This window comes from Herpetosiphon sp., from assembly GCF_003512625.1.
Lineage (GTDB): Bacteria > Chloroflexota > Chloroflexia > Chloroflexales > Herpetosiphonaceae > Herpetosiphon > Herpetosiphon aurantiacus.
In genome coordinates, this window is the sequence record NZ_DOPT01000094.1 from 83,326 (window position 1) to 107,141 (window position 23,816).

A 23,816-nucleotide genomic window follows, 5' to 3' on the forward strand; every position below is an offset into this window, starting at 1 on the left:
GGGCGCTGGTTTTGTACCAGCGCCCTGCTTTATTTTAGTTAGGTGGTCAATCTAAGGAACCCAAATCAACCACACCGCGCTATTGCCGTAAACCGAGCCAGCTACATCGCGGAAGGTGATGGTTAGCTCTTGATCAAGCCATGATGTCAACTCGCTGCGCGAAATCTCAACAACTTGGGGCGTTGTTAAGCTACGTTCGTACAACACCGCATTATCAGCCCAAACCGTCATTTGATCATCAACCCGAACTTCGGCAATCGCGTCAGGACGCGATGAAAGATAGAAGCGCCCAGTCGTTGGCAATGGAGTATTGATTGTTAATGTCGTGGTGTAATAAATTTGGCCTTGTTGAGTGATTGGAATCAACGGCTGAGCCACGGCATTAATCACGATTGGGAAGATTGGGCGACTATCAGTAACCAACGGCAAAAAGGTCGTTGAACTACCAGCAACCGGAGTCACGCTTGGTTGGCTCGTTGGCGTGGCCGTTGGTGTATTGGTTGCGGTTGGTGTGCTCGTGGCCGTCGGGGTTATGGTTGGCGTGCTGGTTGCAGCAGGAACTCGCCGTAACAAAACGCTGATACTATTGCCATAAAAGTTTGAAGTCGCAATATCAACCAAACCATCATTATTCAAATCGGCATAGATTAACGACGTTGGGTGCACGCCTGAGGTTACCAGTTGTGGGCTGCTAAAATTGGCATTGCCTAAGCCAAAATAAATACTGACCGTGCCAGGATCAACATCATTAACCGTATTGGTTGCCAGAATATCCAGCACGCCATCTCCATCAAGATCAGTTATTTCAATATCGCTTGGGCCTTGCAAGAAAATCGTTGGAGCAAGCGGCGTAAAGCTACCACTCTCATTATTGATCAAGCGAGTCATACTTTGTTCCCAACGATTAACCGCGATAATATCGTTATCATTATCGCCATCAATATCGCCAATCCCAGCGCTATGGGGAATATTGCCAACCCCATAATGAACCGCAGAACTAAACGTACCATTGGCATTATTAATCAACACGCTGACACTATCACTACCAGCATTGGCCACAACCACATCAGCATACCCATCGCCAGTTAAATCACCAACTGCCTCAAGCGTTGGCGAAGCCTGAACCGTGTAGATCGTTTGATTAGCAAAGGTTCCATTGCCATTGCCCAACAAAATACTAACCCCTTGACTATCTTGGTTGGTTATAACCGCATCAAGTTCAGTATCTTGATTTAGATCACGCAAGATTACGTCGGTTGGGCGTGCACCAGTGCTAAACGATTGGGCAATTTGGAACGTGCCATCGCCATTACCGAGCAATACACCTAGTTGATTTGAGGTTTGCTTGGTCACGACAATATCTAAATCGTTATCACCGTCAACATTACCGACATCGATGCCACAAGGAGTAGCAACACTATACGTGGTGTGCGTTGGGAAAGCGCCGGCTCCATTATTTAAAAATATTTGAACTTCGCTACTTGCCTGATTTGCCGTCGCTAGATCGACAAAACCATCGCCATTGAAATCACCACGACCCAATTCGCATGGGCGGCTTGGTGAACTATAGGTCACCACTGGATGAAAATCAATTGGATTAGGCAGCGTTTGGGCCAGCAAGCCTCGGCTATTGGCATTAACTACCAATAAACTGCTCACGACAATTGTACCGATGCTCGCCAGCACGGCACGCCGAAAAACCATTGTGGTCTTCATTGAATCTCCCATCAATCAACAAGCAGGGGGTATTTCTCTCTGCATCAATGTTACACCAGTATATCATAGACAATTTAAATATTAAGCGCTATTTTAGGCAGTACACGCGTTGGGCTACACTGATGGGCAAGCGAGGCGTAGCGATGAATCTCAATTCATTAAAAAAACTGCTCAAACACCAAGCCTACCACCAAATACTTGAGCATTTGCAAACTGGCCCAACTTGGAAGCAAAAGTCGCTTGATCATGCCCTCTATCAGCTTGCCAGCCAACCAGCTGAAACCCTGATCGCCACATTACTCAGCGCTGGCGCAAACCCCAACCAATCACTGCAAGACAACCGCTATATCAGCTTGCATCGGGCAGCAATCTATAATCGTTATGCGATCGCTGAGCTTTTGTTGAGCCATGGAGCCAACTGCCATGCCCAAAGCGCTAAGCAACAAACGCCACTACATTTGGCTTGTCTCAACGGCCATTTCGAGCTAGCCCAATTGCTTTGGCATAACGGCGCTGATCTGCATGCCCAAGCTGATTCAAACTTCACACCATGGTTATATGCAGCCAGCAGTGGCAATCTCCAACTACTCAGGTGGTTGTTAGACCAAGCGGTTGATATTGATCAAACGACGGCTAATGGCATCTCGGCCCTAACGTTGGCAGCGTGGAATGGGCATCAAGCAGCCGTCGAATGGTTGTTAGCCAATGACGCAGCAATCGAAGGCCCGCCAACCAGAACTCGCACCCCGTTGCATGCTGCATTAAGTAAAGGCCATATGGCAATTGCCAATTTGTTGCTTGATCACGGGGCAGCGGCCAACGCCATAACCAGCGAGGGCAATAGCTGCGTGTGTTTGGCTGCTTGGCACAATGCTACTGATTTAGTTGATCGTTTATTGCAGCTTGGCTCACCCATTAATTGTGCGATGGCAAAACCGCATGCGACCGCCTTGCATGCTGCGGCCCAACTCAATAACCCTGCGATGGCCCAGCAACTTTTAGCCAACGGAGCGAAGATTAATGCACTCAATCCACAAGGCTTGATGCCATTTCACACAGCGATCAGCACTATTTGCGCGACTAAAAGCGCCGATCTCGCGTTGATCGAGGTTTTTCTGCGGATGGGAGCCGATCCTAACCAGCCAAGTTATGCAATCAAGCAGCTTGGCAAGGAAACGCAGGTGCGCGAACATTGGCGACCCTTAGGCTATGTGTTGGCCCAAAAACGGCGTGATTTAGCCGAGTGTTTATTGGCTTATGGTGCTGAGCTTAATTTGCCAAGCTATGGCAAGTGGGCGATGGAGCAAACACCACTTGAAGTTGTGGCTAGCGCCGAGGTTATTGATCAAGAGGCTGGCGAATTGTTTAGCTGGCTCCTCAGCCTCAAACCGCAAATTCCCCCAAAGCTGCTGCCAAGCATGCTTATAACGCAAAAATTCGGCTTTGCCCAACAATTAATCGCGGCTGGAGCCGATCTGCATGCTCCCGATGTTTTAGGCGCAGCGATTACCGCTAAAAACGAGCACTATGTTCACGATTTTTTGGCACGAGGCGTAAATGTTGATAGCCCATATCGCAATTACACAACCGTGTTACAGCTAGCACTGAGTTCTTATCCCCAATTCGCGCTGCGATTAATTGAGGCTGGAGCCGATTTAACCCACTTGGTTGATGAGAACCCAAGCCTCAATTATCCAATGCTGATTCGCCAACAACGCTCAAATCGGCCAGCGATCAGCAATTTAATGCTACTCGATTTGATTGCCGAAGCCATGCTAGCCCAGCTTGAGCCTGCAAACCCAGCTTATCAAGCCTTGCTCGATCAAGAGTTTGCCGAGCGCGTTTGTACAGCAAACGAAACAACATGGCAGATTTGGCTGGCACGCGGAGCCAATATCCATGCGCTGAATCATGCTGGATTGTTGGGGTTCAGCCAGCTTTGCGTCCACGGCGATTTAGCTGGCGCTCAAACACTCTATGCCAACGGCGCAAATATCAATCAAACTGACCATTTTGGCCGCACTGCCTTGCACTGGGCAGTTGAGCGGCAACAGCTGGCAAGCATACAACAATTGCTGGCTTGGGCTGCGGATATGCATAGTGCAACGCCCTATGGCTACACGGCGTTGCACTATGCCGCCTTAGCCAATCGACTGGATCTGGTTGAATTGTTGTTGCAAGCCAAGGCTGATCCGACGGTGCAACTCACGACGGGGCGCTTACAAGGCTGGACGGCATTACACTGCGCCTATGCAGTCGATAATCAATCATTAATTAAATTGCTGCACCCACTAACGCCCACAATCACGCCGCCAGAGCCAGGTTCGCAGCATATTCAAGGAACCTACGACGTAACAATGGCGCATAACGGCTGGCACAAACCACGCCCAATTAGCCAGCAAACCCAACGTTGCCCCGCTTGCGCCGAGCACATGCTCTACAACACTGCTCACAGCTTCGATGGCTCAGGCCAACTAGCCGATCGAATTGAGATCTATCGCTGTGGGAATTGTCAGGCCGTATTTTGGGAGAATAGTATGGCTACGTGGCGCTCACGTTTGCAGCCATGGTCAAGTTTTGTGCCGGATTAAAGATGTCAGCCTATTTTGTGATCAGCGCCTACAACCCACAGGCCAGCATCGATGACCAAATTGATGCAAGCAGCCTTGCTGATCAACTCCAGATTAATTGGGTTGATTATCGCCATGCGCTGATCAACGATTGGCCAGCGATCAGCTTTAATCATCAACCTGATTGGGCCTTAGAATGGATGCTTGAGCCAGCGGGCATGCTCGGTCGCTTATGGCACGCAGGTCATAGCCTTGAACATCAGGTTGCTGGGAGCCTGACTGCGGCCTTTATTGCTTGGCATCGAAAGTATATTGATTTACGCTACCCGCTCTATCTCTTCCGTCCACCACAGCGAGTCTGTTTAGAACTTGTTGGATCAACCAGCCTAACCACGATTCAAACATGGCTCGATCAATCGCTTGACCACTATCGACGTGGTGCTTAAATTTGCGATAAAAATTAACAAACCTCAAAATTAATTAAATAATTTAATGTATAATAGCTGGGTATCCACTTCTACCCCTAGGAGGTTTGGCATGCCCGGAAAACGTTCATCGCTGGTGATCGTTGCAGCCTTGGTGGTCGCATTATTGAGTAGCTTTGCCGCCGCCACTCTCGTCACTCCTACCGCCGCTTCGTCCGATGGTTTTTGGCAAGATGTGAAGGAAAGTCGGATTGCCCAAAAAGGTGCTCGCCAAATTGTGCCAACGATCTATCGCACCGTTGCACTTGATGTCGCTGGATTGAGCCAATATTTGGCCAAAGCACCACTAGAGCAAGATCAGTCGGTGGCAAACTCGTTGTATACCCTGCAATTGCCCATGCCCAATGGCAAATTCGAGCAATTCCGCGTTGTCGAATCGCCGATTATGGAGCCAGAACTAGCGGCAAAATTCCCCGAAATTCGCACCTACTTAATCCTTGGGGTGGATACTCCCAATCTGAGCGGGCGCTTGGATCTGACCCCCGCCGGCTTTCATGGCTTAATTCTAGGCGATCAAGGCCGGATTTTCATTGATCCCTACAGCGCTGGCGATACTCAACATTACATCGTTTACGATAGCAAAAATTTTGTGCCCAGCAGCCAAAAATTGGCTGATCGCCAAGTCGAAGATTATGTGATCGACCTACCATTGACCGATGATGGCTTGGCAGCACCCAAAGCGGTTGGCGATAAATTGCGCACCTACCGTTTGGCCATGGCCGCCACTGGCGAGTACACTGCCTATCATGGTGGAACCGTTGCCAAAGGCTTGGCGGCAATCACCACCAGCGTCAATCGGGTTAACGCAGTGTACGAACGCGAAGTTGCGGTACGCATGGTACTTGTTGCCAACAACAGCAATATCATTTACACCAACGCCAGCACCGACCCCTACACCAACAACAATGGGGTTACGATGCTCAGCCAAAATCAGACCAATGTTCGCAATGTAATTGGCAATGCCAATTATGATATTGGTCACGTGTTCAGCACTGGCGGCGGCGGGGTAGCCTCGTTAGGCTCAGTCTGCTCGACCAACTACAAAGCTCAAGGCGTAACTGGCTCATCGGCTCCAGTTGGCGATCCATTTGATATTGATTATGTGGCCCACGAAATTGGTCATCAATTTGGCGGCAACCATACCTTCAATGGCACAACTGGTAGTTGTGGTGGTGGCAATCGCGCTAGTAGCGCCGCCTACGAGCCAGGTAGCGGCTCGACAATTATGGCCTACGCAGGGATCTGTGGCGCTGAAAACTTACAATCCAACAGCGATCCGTATTTCCATTCCAAGAGCTTGAACGAAATTACGACCTTCATCACAACTGGCGGCGGCTCAAGCTGTGGCACAGCAACCAACACTGGCAACACCGCTCCGGTGGCCAATGCTGGGGCCGATTACACGATTCCACGCAGCACACCATTCGAATTAACCGGCACTGGCAGCGATGCCAACGGCGATAGCATGACCTACAACTGGGAGCAATATAACTTGGGCACGGCTGCGCCACCCAACACCGACAACGGCTCACGCCCAATTTTCCGTAGCTTCAACCCAAGCACCAACCCTAAGCGCTCGTTCCCTAAATTGAGCGATATTTTGAACAATACCGCGACAATTGGTGAATCATTGCCAACCACCAGCCGCACCATGGTTTTCCGGCTGATTGTGCGCGATAACCGGGCAGGCGGCGGCAGCTATGCGATTGATAGCGCCAATGTGACGGTCAGCAGTGCGGCTGGGCCATTCGCCGTAACCTCGCCGAATACCGCCGTCACTTGGACTCGCAACAGCAGCCGTACCATCACTTGGAATGTTGCCAGCACCACCGCTGCACCAATTAGCTGCGCCAATGTTGAAATTTTGTTCTCAAGTAATGGTGGCAGCAGCTTCAGCAGCTTGGTTAGCTCAACCCCCAACGATGGCAGCCAAGCCGTTACCATCCCCAACACCGCAACCACCCAAGCACGAATCAAAGTACGCTGTGCCAACAACGTCTTCTTTGATCTTTCAAATGTGAACTTTACCGTAAACTAGTTAAAGCTTGTGCCCTTCGTGGATCAATTATGATGATCCACGAAGGGCACAAACCATAAATCAATGCTGATCGCTCCTCTTTCAGAAGCTTTATTCAGCCTCGACCGCTTGCCATTCAATTTTGAGTTTTTCGCGAAAGGCAAATTGCTCAAAATGTTCATCCATAATGTGTTGGATGGCTCCAATAGCCTCACTGGTCTCTGCATCAATCACAAAAATCAAGCGTTCAGCTTCAGCTTGCATTGCACATGTGCCCATGGCAAAATAGGCCGTACCTTGTTGATCGTCGTATTCGACTTTGATTTTGTGGGCGTAGTGCTTGCACAATTTTTTGATGTAGCTCGAACCAAGTGCGGTCGGAATGGTTGCCTGAGATTGCATGAAATGCTCCTTATACAAAATAGTCGTTGATTGATCCACGAAGGACACGAAGGATGAAACCACGAAGGACACGAAGGGCACGAAGCTATATTTAGCCACAGATGAGCACAGATTTGTTTGATTATGGTTCTTCATCCCTCATAATTCATCCCTTATCCTGCTTAACTCTGCGCCTCTGCGTAGAACCTAGCCCTTTTGATTTTTGCCTTCTGACTTTTGACTTTTCTGCACCCCAACAATAATTGGCGTACCGCTAATTGGGTCGGGGATTAATCGACAGTGCACACCATAGAGTTGATGGATTAATTCGGGGGTAACCACGGCGTTTGGCGCTCCAGCAGCGATGATCGAGCCAGCACACATGGCGATCAGATGGTCGGCGTAGCGACAAGCACTAGCCAAATCATGCACCACCATCACCACGGTTTTGCCTTCAGCCGCCAATTGGCGAATCAGCTCAAATACCTCGATTTGATGCCCAAGATCAAGCGCAGCGGTCGGCTCATCGAGCAGCAGCAATGGCGTTGATTGGGCAAGAGCCATGGCGATCCAAGCGCGTTGGCGTTGACCACCCGAAAGCGTCGTCAAGGGTCGATCAGCCATCGCCATCAAATCAGCAGTCGCAATTGCTGTCACCACCGCCTGTTGATCTTCTTTAGACCACTGACGCAATAAACCAGTATGCGGATGGCGACCAAATCGCACCAAATCGGCTACGGTCATGCCGTCGGGAGCAACACCATCTTGGGGTAACAAAGCCAAGGCTTGGGCCATCTCTCGCGGCGAAAGACGGGCAATATCTTGGCCATCGAGCAAAATTTGGCCTTGCTTGGCTGGATGCAATTTGGCTAAACCCGCCAGCAAAGTTGATTTACCACAGCCGTTTGGGCCGATAATCGCCGTAACCTGGCCATGGGGAATCGAGGCATTCAGCTGATCAATAATCGTTGTGCGTTGGTAGCCCAAGACCAAATTTTGGGTTTGCAACGCCGCTGGGGGAGAAACACTCATAATTGTTTGCCTCGCGGGGTTCGCAACAGGAACCATAATAAGTAAGGGCCGCCAACTAAGGCTGTAACAATGCCCACCGGAATTTCAGTTGGGCTGAACAAAGTGCGGCCAAGCAAATCAGCCAGCATGGTAAAGCATGCGCCAGCCAAGGCCGAAGGCACAATCGGCACAGTGCGCGGGCCAGCCAAGCGCCGCCCTAATTCAGGTGCCGCCAAGCCAATCATGCCAACAGGGCCAGCAACCGCAACCGCAAGGCCGGTCAAGCTGCCCGCCAACAAAATCGTGAAGAAGCGCAAGCGATTGACCCGCACCCCCAAACTTTGGGCAACCGCATCGGGCAAGCGCACCAAATTAAGGCGTTTACCCACGATCGCAGCCAGCGGGAGTAATATCACCACGCCCCAAGCCAGCAAACTTACAGTAATTCCCGAACGATCGTTCAAGCTGCCAATTGTCCAAGGAAAAGCATCGTTGGCAGCATCAATTGGGGCACGTGCTAGCATCAAATTGGTGGCAGCTCCACAGATTGCGCCCAAGCCCAGCCCAGTGATTAAGAAACGATAGCCACGTGTGCCAGCCCCGCCACTCAAGGCAAAGGTTAAGGAAAGCATGGTGATTGCGCCAATCAAGGCCATGCCTGAGGGCGCGAGAGTTGTGCTAACTCCCACAACCGAGGCAACCGCAAAGGCCGTCGCAGCATTATCGATCCCAATCGTATCGGGGTTGGCCAGCCGATTGCGACTGAGCGTTTGCAACAAACAGCCAGCCATACCCAAAGCAGCGCCAGCCATGCCACCTGCCAAAACCCGCGTCAGCCGTAAATCGCGCACAATAAAGATATTTTTGGTTTCGCCTTGATTAAACAAAGCTGCCAAGGCATCAAGTGGGGCGATTTTGACTGTGCCACTGCCGAGGCTCAGGCCAACCAAAACTACCGTCGCAAGCAGCAAAAGCAAACTTGCCAGCCAAGCCCGTCGATCCAACAGCAGGCTCAAACGGCCAAAGCGCAGCAACCACAAGCCAGTTGGTTGGCCTGTAAATGGCTGAGCTAGGTTTAGCTCGTGAGCAGCACTCGTGGTTGGGTTCAGCGAAAGTCGATCCATGCCATTCTCCTAGAGCGCTGGTAAGCGTTGGCTGCGCACAATCAGCACCAAAATTGGCGCACCAATTAATGCTGAAATCACACCCAGCGGGGTTTCGGTTGGTCGCGCAACAATCCGCGAAAGCACATCGGCCAACAGCACAAAACTTGGGCCAAGCAGCACCGCCAATATTAACGCTCGCCGAATATCTGGCCCAACCATCGCACGAGCCGCAATCGGCACCACTAGCCCAACAAAGCCAATCGGCCCAGCCATCGCCGTGGCCGAACCAACCAATAAGGCGACGCTGATCATCACGCCTGTTCGGACTAATTTGGGACGTTGACCCAGCCCACTGGCAACTTTTTCGCCCAGTGCCAAGGCCGCTAATGGCCGTGCTAGCAGCAAGGCAACCGCCAAACCCAGCAATAATACGGGAATTGCCGAAGTGATGCTGCTTAAATTACGGCCAGCAATTGCGCCAATCGTCCAAAAGCGCACTTCATCAGCGGTGCGTTGATCGGTCAACAGAATTACTGAGGAAACCGCCGCCAGCATGCTGCTCAAGGCTGCTCCCGCCAGCACTAAGCGAATTGGATCATCACCGAGGCCACTCATGCGGGCAACGCCGAGCGCGACGCTACAGCCAATCAACGCCCCAAAAATGGCAACGCCAACTTGTAAATTATTCAAGCTGGCTCCAAGCGCAATCGATACGACCACAGCTGTTGCCGAGCCTGCGCTTACTCCCAACAAACCTGGTTCAGCCAAAGGATTACGGGCAGCCGCCTGCAATAATGCACCAGCCGAGCCAAGCGCCACGCCGACCAAAACGCCAATAATCGTGCGTGGTACGCGCAAATCGAGCACGGTCAAACGGGCTTGATCATCACCAGCGCCTTGGAGCACAGCAAAGACTTGGGCCAAGCCAATTGCATTATCCGAGCCAACCCCAAGGCTCAATAAAATAACAATTGCCAGCAAGCCAAAGGCTGCCAGCACTCCAATCAGCATGCGTCGCGAGAGCAAAGTTGTAGCCATAATACATTTCCCAAGAATGTTTTAATTGGGGCAAGAAGAACATAGAGCATAGAACATATCCCCTCACCCCAACCCCTCTCCACTGCGGCGGGCGAGGGGCTTTTAGTTTAATGGTTCCCCCTCGCCTGCTGGGCGGGAGCGGTGGGGTCGTTCCCTCACCCCAACCCCTCTCCCACTGCGGCGGGCGAGGGGCTTTTGGTTTAATGGTTCCCCTCGCCTGCTGGGCGGGAGAGGGGGCTAGGGGGTGAGGGCATGCAAACGAACCGATCCCCGATCCCCAACAACAACCCCACAATAACCTATTGTGCCGCAGGAACGCCAGCGACAATATCGCTCAAAATTGCATCGGCAGCCAATGGACCAAACGCGCTGCTCCAGAGTTGAGCGCTAACCGCCACAACTTGCTTGGATTTTTCAGCCTTCAATTGGCCAAACGCTGCTTGTTCGCGGGCGGTTGCCAAAGCGCCATCACCTTCAGCATTGAACGTGGCCACAAACAACCAGTCGGTATCAACGGTTGCCAATTGTTCCAAGCTCAAAACATCAGTGTGTGGTGCATCAGTGCCCAAATCGATCGCCACTTGGGGCAAGCTCAAGCCCAATTCTTCGATCAAGACAACTGCTGGCAACAAGCGACCCATCACCAATGGGCCTTGGGGCATCCAGCGGATAACTGCGCCAGTCGTGCCTTCTTTGATTGCCAATTTGGTTTTGGCATCAGCAACTTTCGCATCGAATTCTTTCAACCAAGCTTCGAGTTCGCTGGTTTTGCCCAAGGCTGCGGCATATTCGCCAGCGGCATCCTTCCAAGCGCCAATGCCGTTGGTTGGCACAATGGTTGGAGCAATTGCGCTCAATTTTTTGTAGGTTTCTTCGTCGATGCGGTTGTGGGTCAAAATCAAGTCGGGGGTAGCAGCAATCACTGCTTCGAAATTGATTTCGCCAGGGTTACCAACAATCGCAATCCCAGGCACTTTATCGGCGATATAGGGAGCAACGCCTTCGCTCAAACGTGAGCTAATGCCACCAACTGGGATAATGCCCAAGGCCACGGCGGTATCCAATGCGCCTTCATCAAGCGTTACCAACCGAGCAGGAGTTGCTGGCACTTCGACCGTGCCATAGCGGGTTTCAATGCTGCGTGTGCCGCTAGCACTGGTTTCTGTAGTTGCTTCGGCGGTTGGCGCTTCGGTCGCGGCTGGTACTTCGGTTTCCGCTGGCACTTCGCTTCCTGCTGGAGGAATGGTTGCCGCAGAAGCTTCGGTGGCCGCTGGGGCGGTGGTGGCAGTTGGAGCCGTAGTCGAGCCACAAGCAGCCAAGGTCACAAGCGCGAGTAAGGCCAATAACGAACGAAAACGAACTGAAAGGGATGTCATTGGTGTAATTCCTTTGTATGCTAAAAATTTTAGCGAATACCAATACTAGTCTGGCGTAAATCGGGTGCGGGCAATAAACCCGTTCGAATACACCGCTCAAGATAGCCAAAGAAGCGCTCGCGATCGATCACAGGCACAGCAATGCCATGCGCTGCAAGCGTTTGCAGCAAGCGTTTGTTTTCAATCGTACCAATTGCGCTGGGCAGTTCCCCACCATCAGCCTGGCGCTCAAAGAAGGTCAGAGTCGCCTGACTCATCGCATCGTCGGCGTTACGCAACGCTTGATACCATTGCTCAACCCTGCACAATTGCACGGCATAGCCATACTCGCCAACCCAGCCCAAAAGTTGGGCAAAGCTGATTGGTTCGTTGGGAGCAAGGTTATACACGCGCACGCCGCGATGATTATGGCTAAATTGCACGATTGTCTGTGCAGCAAAATCAACTGGATTCCAGATTTCCTCGACAGGCAGGCTGGGCAATAAGCCACGCGGCACACCTGCTTGGACAATCCGCCAAAATAAATCATCTTGATTGACGAAATTGCTTTGATTTGGGCCAACTACCCGCCCCAAACGATAAACAGCAACCGGCAAACCACGGGTAGCCGCTTGTTCGAGCAAGCGTTCGGCAACCCATTTGCTTTGGCTATAGCCATCGCGTAGGCCAGCATGCGCCGCCACAAAATCTTCGGGCACGCGGTGCATCACGCTTTGCGGTGGTGAAACTGCCAAGGTCGAAACGTAATGCACTGGGGTGCAATGCACCGCTGCCAAACGCAAAATTTCGCTGGTGGCGTTGACGTTGACCGCCCGCAAGCTGCTATACTCGCGAACCACGCTGACCATCGCCGCATTGTGATAAATCAGATCGCAACGTTCGATCAAGCTTTGCCATTGCTGATCGTCAAGCCCAAATTGGGGCTGAGCCAAATCGCCCTGCCAAGCTTCAACCTGCTCGGCAAGCTGCTCGCTTGGCAATTCGTAGTGTTGCAAACTTGCTTGCAACCGCTCAAAGGCTGCCGCATTCGAGCCAGCTCGCACCACACAAATCACGTTGGTGGTGGTTGTGCTAAGCAATTCGGCCAACAGATGTGCCCCGACAAAGCCAGTTGCCCCAGTCAACAGCACGGTTTGGATTGGCCGTGGCTGGGCATTCAGTTGTTTGGGCACAATCTGCTCAGGCAAATTGGCATCGCTCAAAAATTGCGGCGCTGCCTCAGGAGCCTGCTCAAATTCAGGGTCGAGCGCTTGGCTCAAGCCCGCAATCGTGGGATAGCGGAAGATCAAGGCGGCGGTTACTTCGCGACCCAAGGCCATACCCAAACGATTGGCAACCTGAATGGTTTGCAGCGATTGACCGCCCAAGCCAAAGAAATCGGCTTCATCGTTGAATTCAGTTTGGCCCAAAACTTCGGCCCAAACTTGACGAATTAATGCTGGCGTATCGTTGATCGCAGCATTCACCATCACTGGTGCTGGCGCTAAGGCCGCCACAGCCTTGCGATCGATCTTGCCTGCACTGCTGCGCGGCAAGCGTTCAACAATCGTGATCGCCGCCGGAATGACCGCCGCTGGCAGATGTTGGCTGGCGTGATTGCGCAATTCAGCCACGCTCAAACTAGCATCGCTGACAACGACTGCTGCAAACAAGCGCTTGCTCGCATTGCCAAGCTGCTGGCCAATCACCGCTACTTCGCGCACCGCTGTATGCCGCAAAAAGACCGATTCAATTTCGGCAGGCGTAACACGCTGGCCGCTAATTTTGAATTCGTCGTCGCTGCGACCCACAAACTGTAACTGACCTGCGAACAAACGCACTCGATCGCCAGTGCGATAGGCGCGGGGCGCATGCGGCAATTGGCTAAGTTGGCCAAAATTCAGCGCATCCAAATCGGGGCGTTGATAGTAGCCAGTTGCTAAGCCATTGCCCAGCAGATATAAATCGCCAACATCGCCTGCAAAAATTGGCCGCTGGTCGCTGCCCAAAATGGCTGCTTGCACCCCAGCCAATGGTCGGCCAATCGTAATTGGCTGGTTGGGGTCGCTCAATTCGGCCACGGTCGCCACCACGGTCGCCTCGGTTGGGCCATAGGTGTTGAACAAACGCACATTCGGCGCAACCACGTTCAACCAGCCTTGAACCCGCTCTGGCAGAGCCGCCTCGCCCCCGATAATTACCACCCGCAAACATTCGGGCAACTGCACCGCGCCTTGGGCCACACTATCGGCTAATTCATGCCAAAAGGCGGTTGGCAAATCGAGCACACTAATCGCATGCGCTTGGCAGGCGGCCACAAAGCGCTGTAACGATTCGAGCATGGCATCGTTGCGCAACACCAAGGTCGCGCCTTGGCAAAGCGTCACAAAAATTTCTTCAACGCTAGCATCAAAAGCTAATGGGGCAAATTGCAGCACCCGATCAGCGGCGCTGATTGCGTAACGCTCAGCCGCAGCCTGCACAAAACCCGCCAAGGCTTGATGGCTAATCACCACACCTTTTGGCTCGCCAGTCGAGCCAGAGGTATACATGATGTAGGCTGGTTGGGCCAAATCGACCCGTGCCTCGAACCATGCATTGGCCTTGCTCAACTGCTCGACCAACAACAAATTGGGCAGATCAAAAGCTTGCTGTGCCAAAACTAGCACTGGTTGGGCTTGCGCCACGACACTCGCCAAGCGGCTTTGCGGCCATTGCGGGTCAAGTGGCAGATAGGCTGCCCCACAACAAAGCGTCGCCAAAATTGCGACAATTGCCTCGCGGCTACGCGGCAAAGCCACGCCAACCACGCTGCCAGCAGTTACCCCGCGCTGCACCAATTGGCCTGCCCACGCATGGACGTGGCTCGCCAACTCGGCATAGCTCAGTTGCTCAGTGTCGGTAACCAAAGCCAAAGCGTGCGGCTGTTGCCTGGCATTATGTAAAATTCGCTCGATCACGCTGGTCAGCGGCAAGCGCAACTCGCCGCCATCAAGCACAAGCGGCGCTGGCAAAACCTGCTGCTCAGCCACAGGTATGCTTGGATTTGCCAGCCATCCATTTAATAGGTGTTGAATTGCCGCAAAATGATATTCAAGCGCTGCTTGGCTGTAGCAAGCCGGATTGGCCTCAAGCGTCAGATAGAGTTGGTTGCCGCGCAAAATCACGTTGAAGGCCAAATCTTCGACTGGGCCAGCGGTGAGTGTAGTGCTCTGGGCTTGGCAATCACCAAAATTCAGCGGATGATCGAAGGGCATAATATTGACGACAGGCCCAAACAAGCGCCGCCCAGCGCCAACAAAGCCCAAATCGCGGCGCAACTGCTCATAGCGATAGCGGCCATGCTTGCGGAAGGCATTGCGTTCGGCTGCCACTACCGCAGTTAATTGGGCCAAATCATGCTCAGCCGCAACGTTAAGACACAGCGGCACAATATTCATGGCCATACACGGCACACGCAACGCCACCGAACCCAAACGGCTCATCAAGGGCATGCCCAAAACGACGCTCTCGCTGTTGTTCCAGCGGGCGAGATAGGCTGCCACCACCGCCATCAAGGCATCGGGCCATGTGCTACGGCTGGGCTTGGCGATTGCAGTCAATCGCTCGATCAAGTCGTTCGCTAAAGCCGTGCTCAAGCGAATGCTGCGCGGCTGCGATAGGGCAGTTTGCTGAGTCAGGCTGACCACTTGCGGATTATCTGCAAAGCGATTAACCCAAAATTCGCGATCAAGCGTGGCCTGAATTGAGACTTGATAGGCGTGATCTTCAGCAATTACTGGGACCAATTCGCCAAAGCTTGGGCTGAGCGTGGCCTTGGTTTGCAATGCCGAGTAAATTTCGGCGACGCGCTTGGTGAGCAAAGCAAAACTATAGCCATCTAAGGCAATGTGATGCGCTCGCAAATACCACCACACCTGATCATCAGCAAGTTGCAAAATCGCCGTGTTGAACAACGGGCCGGTTGCTAGATCGACCACATTGCCCAAATCGTGCTGCATCCAAGCTATGGCTCGTACTTCAGCATCGGGTAAATCACGCAAATCATGCACGGTCAAGTTAATTGGCTGTGGCTCAACCAGCGCATACGGCTGATCATGCTCAAGCCCAAAACGCAAATGCAGGGTTGCGGCTTCAGCAAAGGCCTGCTTAATCGCAGCGGTCAAATTGGTAAGCTCAACCGCACCGCGCAGAGCCACATATTCGGCTGTGTTATACAGCGGACTACTCGGATCGAGCTGTTGACCCAGCCAAATGCCATGTTGTGCCGCCGATAGCGCCAGCTTAGCCATGAGCTTGCTCCAGGAGTGGTGCGGCAAAACGGCGTTGCCACCATTCGGCTAAAGTTGGGGTTTCGGCCAATTCAGCAAAACCAACTTCACAGCCTGCTGCCCGCCAGCGCTCGGCCAAGGTCATCAAGCGCACTGAATCCAAGCCCCAATCAAGCAAATTATCATCAGCGCCGATGCTTTCAACATCATCAAGCAAATCGTGCAATTCGCTGCGTAATTGGTTGTAGCCCAATTCGCGTACCAATTGTTCGGTCGTGGTGACCACAGCACAACGGCCAGCGGCGTATTGCAAAGCCATGCGATGCTCGTCAAGCGTAAAATCGGCGACAGCATCGGCCACGAAAAATGGCTGAATATCTTGCATAAAGGCATCGCAGGCGGTCAACAAGCAGCCGAGATGGGCATAAACCCCACACACAATTAGTTGATCGCGGCCTGCTTCACGCAACAATTCACGCAACGGCGTGCGTTGAAACGCGCTGTAACGCCATTTGGTAATTACCTGATCGCCAGCCTGCGGCGCAAGCGGCGCGACAATCTCTGGTGGCGTGCCAGTGCTCAAACCTTTGCCCCAAAATGTGCTCAACAAGCCGCGATCTTCGGGCGCTTGGTCGCCTGGTTGGGCTGAATAAAACACCGGAATGCCCAGCGCATGCGCGTGATCGCGCAAGCTGGCAATCGAACGCAACACGCTGCTAATTGGCTCCTCGCCAGCAGGAAAAGCATCAATAAAATAATTTTGCAAATCGTGAATTAACAAGGCTACGCGCTGTGGCTCAGCCGCCCAATTAGCGCGGTTGGTTGGTAATTCGGTTGGAATTGCATAGGCCGCAATTGATGGTAACGCCATAATCTATCCTTCTAGGCTGGCACACGACCAGCACTTAATTGCTCACGTAACAGCCGTTTGTTGATCTTGCCAACCCCAGTTTTGGGCAAACTCTCCACGATTTCAACCCGATCTGGCAATTTGTATTCGGCAAGCCCACGGCTGCGCAAAAATTGCAACACTTCGCGGCGGTTGATATTCACACCGTTGCTGACAATCACCGCACAAGTGCGTTCGCCCAAAAATCGGTCGGGCAAGCCCACCAGCGCCACATCGTGAATCGCTGGGTGATTGAGCAAATGTTGCTCGATTTCTTCGGCAGCGACTTTTTCGCCACCACGATTGATTTGATCTTTGGCGCGGCCTTCGACTGAAACATAGCCAGTGGCGTTCAAGCGTGCCAAATCACCAGTCCGATAAAAACCGTCGCTGGTAAAAGCCCGTTGATTATGTTCAGCAGCGCGATAATAGCCGCGAATCGTGTAGGGGCCACGGGTAATCAGGTGACCAAGCTCGCCCAACGGCACATCATTATCTTCATCATCGACAATCCGTACCTCATCCAAGGGCGAAATTGGTCGGCCTTGGGTGTGGCAAATCAGCTCAGCCGCATCATCAAGCCGTGTGTAATTAACCAAGCCCTCAGCCATACCATAGACTTGTTGCAATTGGCAACCAAGCTCTGGCTGCACGCGGCGGGCGGTATAAGCACCAAAGGGCGCACCACCAACCAAAATTTGCTTGAGGCTTGATAATTCGGCCTTGCGATTTGCCGCAGCATCGAGCCACAGCAATGCCAGCGGCGGAACCATGCCAGTAATCGTCACACCTTCGCGAGCAATCAAGGGAAAAGCCACATCGGGGCTTGGTTGCGGCGCAAGCACCACCGTGCCGCCCGCCGCCAAAGTTCCCAATGTTCCAGGCGAACTCATCGGAAAGTTATGAGCCATCGGCAAGACGCACAAATACACGCTGCTGGCATCCAACTTGCAGATTTCAGCACTCGCTCGCACCGAATACAAATAATCGTCGTGGGTGCGGGCAATCAATTTGGGCACGCCCGTGCTACCGCCCGAAAGCTGGAACAAAGCCACCTCGGCAGGGTCAAGCGTTGGAAATTCGCTTGGCTCAGCATCGACCTCAGCCAAAGCAGTAAACGGCCCAGCCTCACCAACCACCAACACATGTTCCAAGGTTGGCGCAACCGCTTTGACCTCAGCTGCCAAATTGCGATAATCGAAACTGCCAACTTTATCGGCAATCACATAGGCCACGGCTTCGCTGTGTTGGCAAAAATAGCCAATTTCAGCCAAGCGATGGGCGGGCAGTGCCATCAACGGAATTGCACCAACCCGAAAGAGTGCAAAACAAACCACAAACCATTCGGCGCAATTGGGCAATTGCACCACCACCCGTTGTTTTGTTTGGATGCCGAGCTGTTGCAAGCCCGCTGCCAAGCGATCAACCCGTTGATCAAGCTCGCGGTAGCTCCAACGGCGTTCACCACATACCACAGCGGTGGCATCGCCCGAGCGTTGCGCCCACTCGCGTAGTGCTTCGCCAAAGGTCTGATCAACCCAATAGCCAGCCTTACGATAGCGTTCGGCAAACTCGGCGGGCCAAGCAGTTGTGCCTTCAAGGCCAAGCGTCAGCTCAGCCATTAGGCCACCTCGCCTTCGCTATCGATGCCCATCGCCAACAACATCGTGCGGAATTTCGCCGCAGTTTCGGCCAACTCGGCTTCAGGAGTCGAGCCTAGTACCACCCCAGCACCAGCAAATAAACGCAACGATTGATCAACAACTTCGGCACAACGAATCGTCACAATCCATTCGCCATCGCCTTGGGCGTTGCACCAACCAACCATCCCCGTGAAAAAGCCGCGATCAAACGGCTCGATTTCGCGGATGGCGGCGCGGGCGACCTCGGTAGGCGTACCACAGACCGCTGGAGTTGGGTGCAAGGCCAATGCCAAACCCAACGATGAAGGTGCATCAGGCTTTAATTCGCCAACCAAGGTTGTTGAGAGATGCCACATCGTCGCGGTGGAAATAACGGTTGGTTGCGGCACATCAAGGCTCAGACAGAATGGCGCTAAGGCCGCCGCAACCGCCTCAATTACAACCTTATGTTCATGCAAATCTTTGGGCGATTCGAGCAAACCTGCTGCCCGCCGCGCATCTTCTTCAGGGTCGGCGCTGCGCGGAATCGAACCAGCTAAGGGATTGGCGATCACTTGATTGCCATTACGCGCCAGCAACAATTCAGGGCTAGCCCCAACCAACGCGCGGCGGGTTGGCAACGGCACCGCAAAGGTATAGCCAGTTTTGTTGTTACGTGCCAAATTCGCCAGAATCAAATTCACATCAAGCGGTGCTTCGGCGGTCAATTGCAACGAGCGTGAGAGCACAACTTTTTGCAAATCGCCAGCCTGCATTTTGGCCAAGGCTTGAGCCACACCCTGTTTGTAGTGTTCGGGCGCTGGCATTGGCTCGATGCTGCAATGCGGCAAACGCTGGTTATGCCAATAGGGTTGGGCTTCGGCGTGCAATGGGCCAGCCCAAACCACCCGCGATGGCAAGGCCAAATAAGCCGCCGCATCGGGAGCAAAAGGCAATGCCCCAACCACGACTGGATTAACTTCACCACCACGTTCAGCCCGTTGCAGCGCCTCGTTAACTCGTTGCTCAAGCTCAAGCAAGGCGGTTTGGCTGATCAAATCAACATAGCTTAATTGGCCCAACAAGGTATGATTGGGCGATGCAAAGAAAAAGGCCGATTCTGCTTGATAGTTGTCTAGCAATTGCCACGCCGATTCGCGTAGCCGTTCTTGTTCAAAACTGCTCATGATCGTCATCCTTAATTGCCTGCTACACAGCCTTGGCTTAGTTCAAACCCACTTCCCGCGCAACTGGCTGGGCGGATTGTTGATTGATTTTTTCCATCAAATCAGCAAAATGTTCGTGGTTCAACGATTGAGGGCCATCGGAGCTAGCATGATCAGGATCATGGTGAACTTCGATCATCAAGCCATCGCCGCCAACCGCCAAGCCTGCCAAGGCCAAGGGCGCAACCAAGTACCATTTGCCAGTGCCATGGCTGGGGTCAACGATCACCGGCAGATGGCTGCGATGTTTGGCCATTGCCACAGCATTCAGATCGAGGGTGTTGCGGGTAGCATTTTCAAAGGTGCGAATGCCACGCTCACACAAAATCACATTGGGATTGCCGGTTGCCAACACATATTCGGCAGCCAATAGCCATTCTTCAATCGTGCCAGCTGGGCCACGTTTGACCATAACTGGGCGGCCAGTGCGACCAGCAGCTTCGAGCAAGGCAAAATTTTGCATATTGCGTGCGCCAATTTGAATCACATCGGTGTATTCAGCCACCAAATCTAGATCAGCGGTGTTGAGCGCTTCGGTAATAATTGGCAAGCCAGTTTCGGCGCGAGCTTTCGCCAAAATCTTCAAGCCTGCTTCGCCCAAGCCACGGAAGGCATAGGGTGATGTGCGTGGTTTGAAAGCCCCGCCGCGCAGCATATGAGCCCCAGCTTCGGCCACTGCATAGGCCGTGTTGAGCAATTGGCTTTCTGATTCGACTGAGCATGGGCCAGCCATGACAACTGGTTGGCCACCGCCAATTTTGACCGAACCAAGATCCACAATTGTGGCTTGGTGAGCATCGGTACGAGCAGCAAGTCGATACGGCGCGGGCTTGGTCGATGCGTTTGCATTGCTCATGAGCGAGAGATCCTTGTATCTAAGCACCGAGCGTTGCCCCACCATCAATGCGCAAATCGTGCATGGTGATGTGGCGAGCACGCTCGGAGAGTAAAAAAACAACAGCGTTGGCAATATCGGCAGGCTCGGCAATCCGCCCAAGCGGAATCCCCAAGCGAAATATTTCCAATGCGCCAGCAATCACCCGTTGCGGGCCAGTTTCGTCGTGCCACAACATGCGTTGCATGGCGGTGTCGGTCGAGCCAGGTGAAACGACATTACAGCGAATCTTATGTTGTGCTAATTCAAGGCCCAAGCACATGGTGAAGGCAGTTGCGGCAGCTTTAGAGGCAGCATAGGCCGCCATCTGCATGCGCGGCACGCCAGCGGCATTCGAGCCAACCGTCACGATGCTGCCAGCTTGGCGGGGAACCATGCGTCGAGCAACCGCCCGCGTTAGGTTGAACACACCTGTCGCATTCACATCGAGACTGGTTGCCCAATCCTCATCGCTCAACTCAACGACTGGAGCCATGCGCAAAATACCAGCAACATTTACCAGCAGGCCAATCGGCCCCGTCTGCTTTTCGATAGCATCAACCAATGTTTCAACCGCTTGGGCCTTGCGCACATCGATTGTGTGAGTGCTAAGCTGGCCTGCGCTGGTTTCTAAGCGTTGTTGCAACGCCTGCAAACCAGCAGATTGAACGTCTAACGCCATCACATGTGCACCGTGACGACATAATTCTTGGGCAACTGCGGCCCCAATACCTTGAGCAGCACCTGTTACTAGGGCTACTTGGTTTTTCAGTTCGGGGTATTCTGAAAATTGCACAAACGCTCCCTAACCGATCAGGCCTTGCCTGCAGTTTGAATGGCAATAACTGACGATGACAGTTGCTCGTTTTAGCTCAATTGTTCAGCTAAAAGCTTGCAAAATCTATCACCAACAAGTTGATTATGTCATTAACACAATTTAGTCGGATATAACTGTTTTTATTCAAGGCGCAGTATACGCAACAGGCTCAGATTTGTCAAACGCAGGTTAATGGGGATCGGTTGTCGGGGGCTGGGGATGAAGAGCATAGAGCATAGAACATAGAGCATAGGAGACTCAGGACGAGGGTTTAACTTAGAAGAGCAGAGGTTGGAGGGCGATTGGCTGAAGGCTACGGGCTAGTGGAGCATGCTGTGGTATTTCAAATGCCACTAGCCCATAGCCAATACTCGTACAACTGGCAATAGAAATTTTTGAGTTTACAAAGCCTGAAGCGCAGAGTTCATAATTATCGTTTTTGATAATGTTTGTCAAATTCTTTAATAATTTCAGTACTATAAAACTTCTTATGAGTTCCCTTTTTAGTTATAGAATTGAGATATCGGATACAACAATAACGTTCACCATATATTTCTTGATTCTCTAAACTCTTTCGTATCTGATGATATCGTTTATTAGCCTTGAAGTCAATATATCTACTAGCAAGAATTTCTTTTAGACGATTAGAATCTATTGGATATTGATTCTTAATTTTTTCATCTTCATCAATATAAACTCTAACTGCTGTATCTTCTTTATTTGTGGTTATACTAATATTTGCTGTAGAAACTTTCTTGAATTTAACTTCGTAGGCTAGTGTAATACTATAATCTGAGTCTTCTTCATATTTATTATTCAATTCTTTATTATATATAAAAGAAATTAACTTATTCAATTCCTTATCGCTAGAAAAAATATTATTCCTTGTTTCATCTACATGAAAGAAAGAAATCGGCATTAAAAAGAAATTGTAATGTGACAGATCTTCATCAAACCATTCAAGTATAATAGAAACAAAATTTTTAAGACTAGCTGTTCCTAATTCTAGAACTTTTTTTGATAATTCAGTATTTTTATTAATAAAATGTATAGAATTATCTCTTAATTCTACTAGTATTACTAGATTATCAGTACAAAACTTATTAATTTTACCTTGAGAGCTTAACATATTTAACGCTTTTATTATATCTATAGTCATAATATTTCCAGACCGAGTCTGTTTTGGAAAACCACTAGAATCGAAAACCTGAATACTAGAAATCTGATTATTATTATCAGCCATTATCTTTGATTTTAGTAATAACTCCCAAGCGTTAACTAATAAAATAGCAAACGTTTCTTCTCTATATCTAAAATCTGGTTTATTATAGATCTCAATCGATGATATGACTGCGGCCAAAGCTTTAGAAAGCAGAGCTTTCGCTCGTCCTCCGACCTTAATTTTATGCGGATCAAAGCTTTCAATACTTCGACATTGAATTCCATCTTGATTCTGATATTGAAATTCTGATGGATCATTTGGATTAGATTTAAAAACAAATCCTTTATCTCTAAGTGATCGTACTATACCAGCAGGTTGATCACTTACTCTTTTTAGTATAGATACAGGACATTCTTGTTTATATGTAAGTATCAAGAATGCAAGTGTTTTTTTCGAATGTTTTGAAGGAAAGTAACTTAATGTTAATAGTTCATACGAATATTCAGTATCTTCAGGAAAGCCAAATGAAATTAAGCATTGTCGAACCGATTCCTTGCGTTCAGTAACAATACTACTCGTAGTCATGGACTAGCCTCATATAGTAAGAAGTAAATATTAGTACTATAGACAAGTCAGGCTTATTATTTTACAGATCATTATTTAATACGTTTTCATACTGCATAAAATTCATTACTATCAGATTTGGGTGGCAATCATTGTTAGGGCCAGTATAATCAGCCTGTCAAGCCCAAAAAGCTATAAACAAAGTCCATAACCGATAACTTTCAAACTCCAAACGATTATGCTTTATGCTCAAGAACTCGGAGCTACACGCATTCAGATGGTTGCGAGATAGTTTTTGCTCCTGCTAAACTCCTTGGGGATCAGGTCATTTAACTCAAGGATAGCTCATGCAAGTATTTCGCGCAGTTGTATTGTTTATCTTGGCGGGCTTGGCCGAAATTGCTGGCGGTTATTTGGTTTGGCAGTGGCTGCGTGCCGATCGCTCGATCTGGTTTGGGGTACTAGGGGCAATTTTGTTGGTTGGCTATGGGTTTTTACCAACGCTTCAGCCGCAAGTTTGGAGTTTTGGGCGGGTTTATGCAGCCTATGGTGGGGTGTTTATTGTGCTCTCGCTCGCTTGGGGCTGGCTGATCGATCATAATCCGCCGGATCAGCCAAGCCTAGTTGGAGCCTGTTTAGCCCTAGTTGGTGCAGCAATTATCTTGTATTGGCCACGATAATAATTGGGGCAGGATTCAGAGATCAGGGGCTA

The 23,816-nt window shown here is 51.1% G+C and carries 17 protein-coding genes; 4 read left to right on the forward strand and 13 right to left on the reverse strand.

Annotation, left to right across the window (positions count from 1 at the left end; all coding sequences use genetic code 11):
• Positions 1-51: 51 nt before the first annotated feature.
• Positions 52-1,716, reverse strand: coding sequence for an FG-GAP repeat domain-containing protein (locus DEF47_RS20625; protein ID WP_012189362.1), 1,665 nt, complete (start codon positions 1,714-1,716; stop codon positions 52-54).
• A gap of 143 nt (positions 1,717-1,859) precedes the next feature.
• Here DEF47_RS20625 and DEF47_RS20630 point away from each other — a divergent pair, with 143 nt between their 5' ends.
• The 3 genes from DEF47_RS20630 to DEF47_RS20640 all read left to right on the forward strand — a co-directional run bounded on the left by DEF47_RS20630 (position 1,860) and on the right by DEF47_RS20640 (position 6,809).
• Positions 1,860-4,307, forward strand: coding sequence for an ankyrin repeat domain-containing protein (locus DEF47_RS20630; protein WP_012189361.1), 2,448 nt, complete (start codon positions 1,860-1,862; stop codon positions 4,305-4,307).
• A 2-nt stretch (positions 4,308-4,309) separates the two neighbouring features.
• The gene (locus DEF47_RS20635; RefSeq protein ID WP_041304344.1) at positions 4,310-4,732 is read left to right on the forward strand and encodes a hypothetical protein; all 423 of its coding nucleotides are present in this window, start codon (positions 4,310-4,312) and stop codon (positions 4,730-4,732) included.
• Between the two features lie 91 nt (positions 4,733-4,823).
• Positions 4,824-6,809, forward strand: coding sequence for a reprolysin-like metallopeptidase (locus tag DEF47_RS20640; protein ID WP_012189359.1), 1,986 nt, complete (start codon positions 4,824-4,826; stop codon positions 6,807-6,809).
• A gap of 90 nt (positions 6,810-6,899) precedes the next feature.
• Here DEF47_RS20640 and DEF47_RS20645 read toward each other — a convergent pair whose 3' ends face one another.
• From DEF47_RS20645 to DEF47_RS20700, 12 genes are all read right to left on the reverse strand, one after another.
• Complete coding sequence (locus DEF47_RS20645) at positions 6,900-7,190, reverse strand: DUF2218 domain-containing protein (protein ID WP_012189358.1); 291 nt, start codon at positions 7,188-7,190, stop codon at positions 6,900-6,902.
• Between the two features lie 186 nt (positions 7,191-7,376).
• Positions 7,377-8,201, reverse strand: a complete 825-nt coding sequence (locus DEF47_RS20650) for an ABC transporter ATP-binding protein (protein WP_012189357.1) — start codon at positions 8,199-8,201, stop codon at positions 7,377-7,379.
• Positions 8,198-9,304, reverse strand: a complete 1,107-nt coding sequence (locus DEF47_RS20655; RefSeq protein WP_012189356.1) for a FecCD family ABC transporter permease — start codon at positions 9,302-9,304, stop codon at positions 8,198-8,200. Before DEF47_RS20655 ends, DEF47_RS20650 begins: the two co-directional genes overlap by 4 nt.
• Before the next feature lie 9 nt (positions 9,305-9,313).
• A complete protein-coding gene (locus DEF47_RS20660; RefSeq protein ID WP_012189355.1) occupies positions 9,314-10,324 on the reverse strand; it encodes a FecCD family ABC transporter permease in 1,011 nt (336 codons plus the stop codon).
• 299 nt (positions 10,325-10,623) lie between these two features.
• Positions 10,624-11,700: an ABC transporter substrate-binding protein gene (locus tag DEF47_RS20665; RefSeq protein ID WP_012189354.1), complete on the reverse strand. Its 1,077-nt coding sequence runs from the start codon at positions 11,698-11,700 to the stop codon at positions 10,624-10,626.
• Positions 11,701-11,729: 29 nt separating this feature from the next.
• Positions 11,730-15,971, reverse strand: a complete 4,242-nt coding sequence (locus tag DEF47_RS20670) for a non-ribosomal peptide synthetase (RefSeq protein ID WP_012189353.1) — start codon at positions 15,969-15,971, stop codon at positions 11,730-11,732.
• Entirely contained in the window at positions 15,964-16,821 is an 858-nt protein-coding gene (locus tag DEF47_RS20675) for an isochorismatase family protein (protein ID WP_012189352.1), read from the reverse strand. The genes DEF47_RS20670 and DEF47_RS20675 overlap by 8 nt, the downstream gene beginning before the upstream one ends.
• Positions 16,822-16,832: 11 nt before the next feature.
• Complete coding sequence (locus tag DEF47_RS20680) at positions 16,833-18,461, reverse strand: (2,3-dihydroxybenzoyl)adenylate synthase (protein ID WP_012189351.1); 1,629 nt, start codon at positions 18,459-18,461, stop codon at positions 16,833-16,835.
• A complete protein-coding gene (dhbC, locus tag DEF47_RS20685; RefSeq protein WP_012189350.1) occupies positions 18,461-19,648 on the reverse strand; it encodes an isochorismate synthase DhbC in 1,188 nt (395 codons plus the stop codon). Before dhbC ends, DEF47_RS20680 begins: the two co-directional genes overlap by 1 nt.
• A gap of 37 nt (positions 19,649-19,685) precedes the next feature.
• On the reverse strand, positions 19,686-20,543 hold the full coding sequence (gene aroF / locus DEF47_RS20690) for a 3-deoxy-7-phosphoheptulonate synthase (protein WP_012189349.1): 858 nt from the start codon (positions 20,541-20,543) through the stop codon (positions 19,686-19,688).
• 19 nt (positions 20,544-20,562) lie between these two features.
• Entirely contained in the window at positions 20,563-21,357 is a 795-nt protein-coding gene (locus tag DEF47_RS20695) for a 2,3-dihydro-2,3-dihydroxybenzoate dehydrogenase (RefSeq protein ID WP_012189348.1), read from the reverse strand.
• 451 nt (positions 21,358-21,808) lie between these two features.
• A complete protein-coding gene (locus tag DEF47_RS20700; RefSeq protein WP_012189347.1) occupies positions 21,809-23,125 on the reverse strand; it encodes a DUF3644 domain-containing protein in 1,317 nt (438 codons plus the stop codon).
• Between the two features lie 326 nt (positions 23,126-23,451).
• On the opposite strand from DEF47_RS20700, the gene DEF47_RS20705 reads away from it, so the two are divergent.
• A complete protein-coding gene (locus DEF47_RS20705; protein WP_012189346.1) occupies positions 23,452-23,784 on the forward strand; it encodes a YnfA family protein in 333 nt (110 codons plus the stop codon).
• Positions 23,785-23,816 lie beyond the last annotated feature (32 nt).

Bases quoted from the DNA above. Each gene is read 5' to 3' on its own strand.
- DEF47_RS20625 (WP_012189362.1), bottom strand. From the start codon at position 1,716: ATGAAGACCACAATGGTTTTTCGGCGTGCCGTGCTGGCGAGCATCGGT.
- DEF47_RS20630 (WP_012189361.1), top strand. From the start codon at position 1,860: ATGAATCTCAATTCATTAAAAAAACTGCTCAAACACCAAGCCTACCAC.
- DEF47_RS20635 (WP_041304344.1), top strand. From the start codon at position 4,310: ATGTCAGCCTATTTTGTGATCAGCGCCTACAACCCACAGGCCAGCATC.
- DEF47_RS20640 (WP_012189359.1), top strand. From the start codon at position 4,824: ATGCCCGGAAAACGTTCATCGCTGGTGATCGTTGCAGCCTTGGTGGTC.
- DEF47_RS20645 (WP_012189358.1), bottom strand. From the start codon at position 7,190: ATGCAATCTCAGGCAACCATTCCGACCGCACTTGGTTCGAGCTACATC.
- DEF47_RS20650 (WP_012189357.1), bottom strand. From the start codon at position 8,201: ATGAGTGTTTCTCCCCCAGCGGCGTTGCAAACCCAAAATTTGGTCTTG.
- DEF47_RS20655 (WP_012189356.1), bottom strand. From the start codon at position 9,304: ATGGATCGACTTTCGCTGAACCCAACCACGAGTGCTGCTCACGAGCTA.
- DEF47_RS20660 (WP_012189355.1), bottom strand. From the start codon at position 10,324: ATGGCTACAACTTTGCTCTCGCGACGCATGCTGATTGGAGTGCTGGCA.
- DEF47_RS20665 (WP_012189354.1), bottom strand. From the start codon at position 11,700: ATGACATCCCTTTCAGTTCGTTTTCGTTCGTTATTGGCCTTACTCGCG.
- DEF47_RS20670 (WP_012189353.1), bottom strand. From the start codon at position 15,971: ATGGCTAAGCTGGCGCTATCGGCGGCACAACATGGCATTTGGCTGGGT.
- DEF47_RS20675 (WP_012189352.1), bottom strand. From the start codon at position 16,821: ATGGCGTTACCATCAATTGCGGCCTATGCAATTCCAACCGAATTACCA.
- DEF47_RS20680 (WP_012189351.1), bottom strand. From the start codon at position 18,461: ATGGCTGAGCTGACGCTTGGCCTTGAAGGCACAACTGCTTGGCCCGCC.
- dhbC (WP_012189350.1), bottom strand. From the start codon at position 19,648: ATGAGCAGTTTTGAACAAGAACGGCTACGCGAATCGGCGTGGCAATTG.
- aroF (WP_012189349.1), bottom strand. From the start codon at position 20,543: ATGAGCAATGCAAACGCATCGACCAAGCCCGCGCCGTATCGACTTGCT.
- DEF47_RS20700 (WP_012189347.1), bottom strand. From the start codon at position 23,125: ATGACTACGAGTAGTATTGTTACTGAACGCAAGGAATCGGTTCGACAA.
- DEF47_RS20705 (WP_012189346.1), top strand. From the start codon at position 23,452: ATGCAAGTATTTCGCGCAGTTGTATTGTTTATCTTGGCGGGCTTGGCC.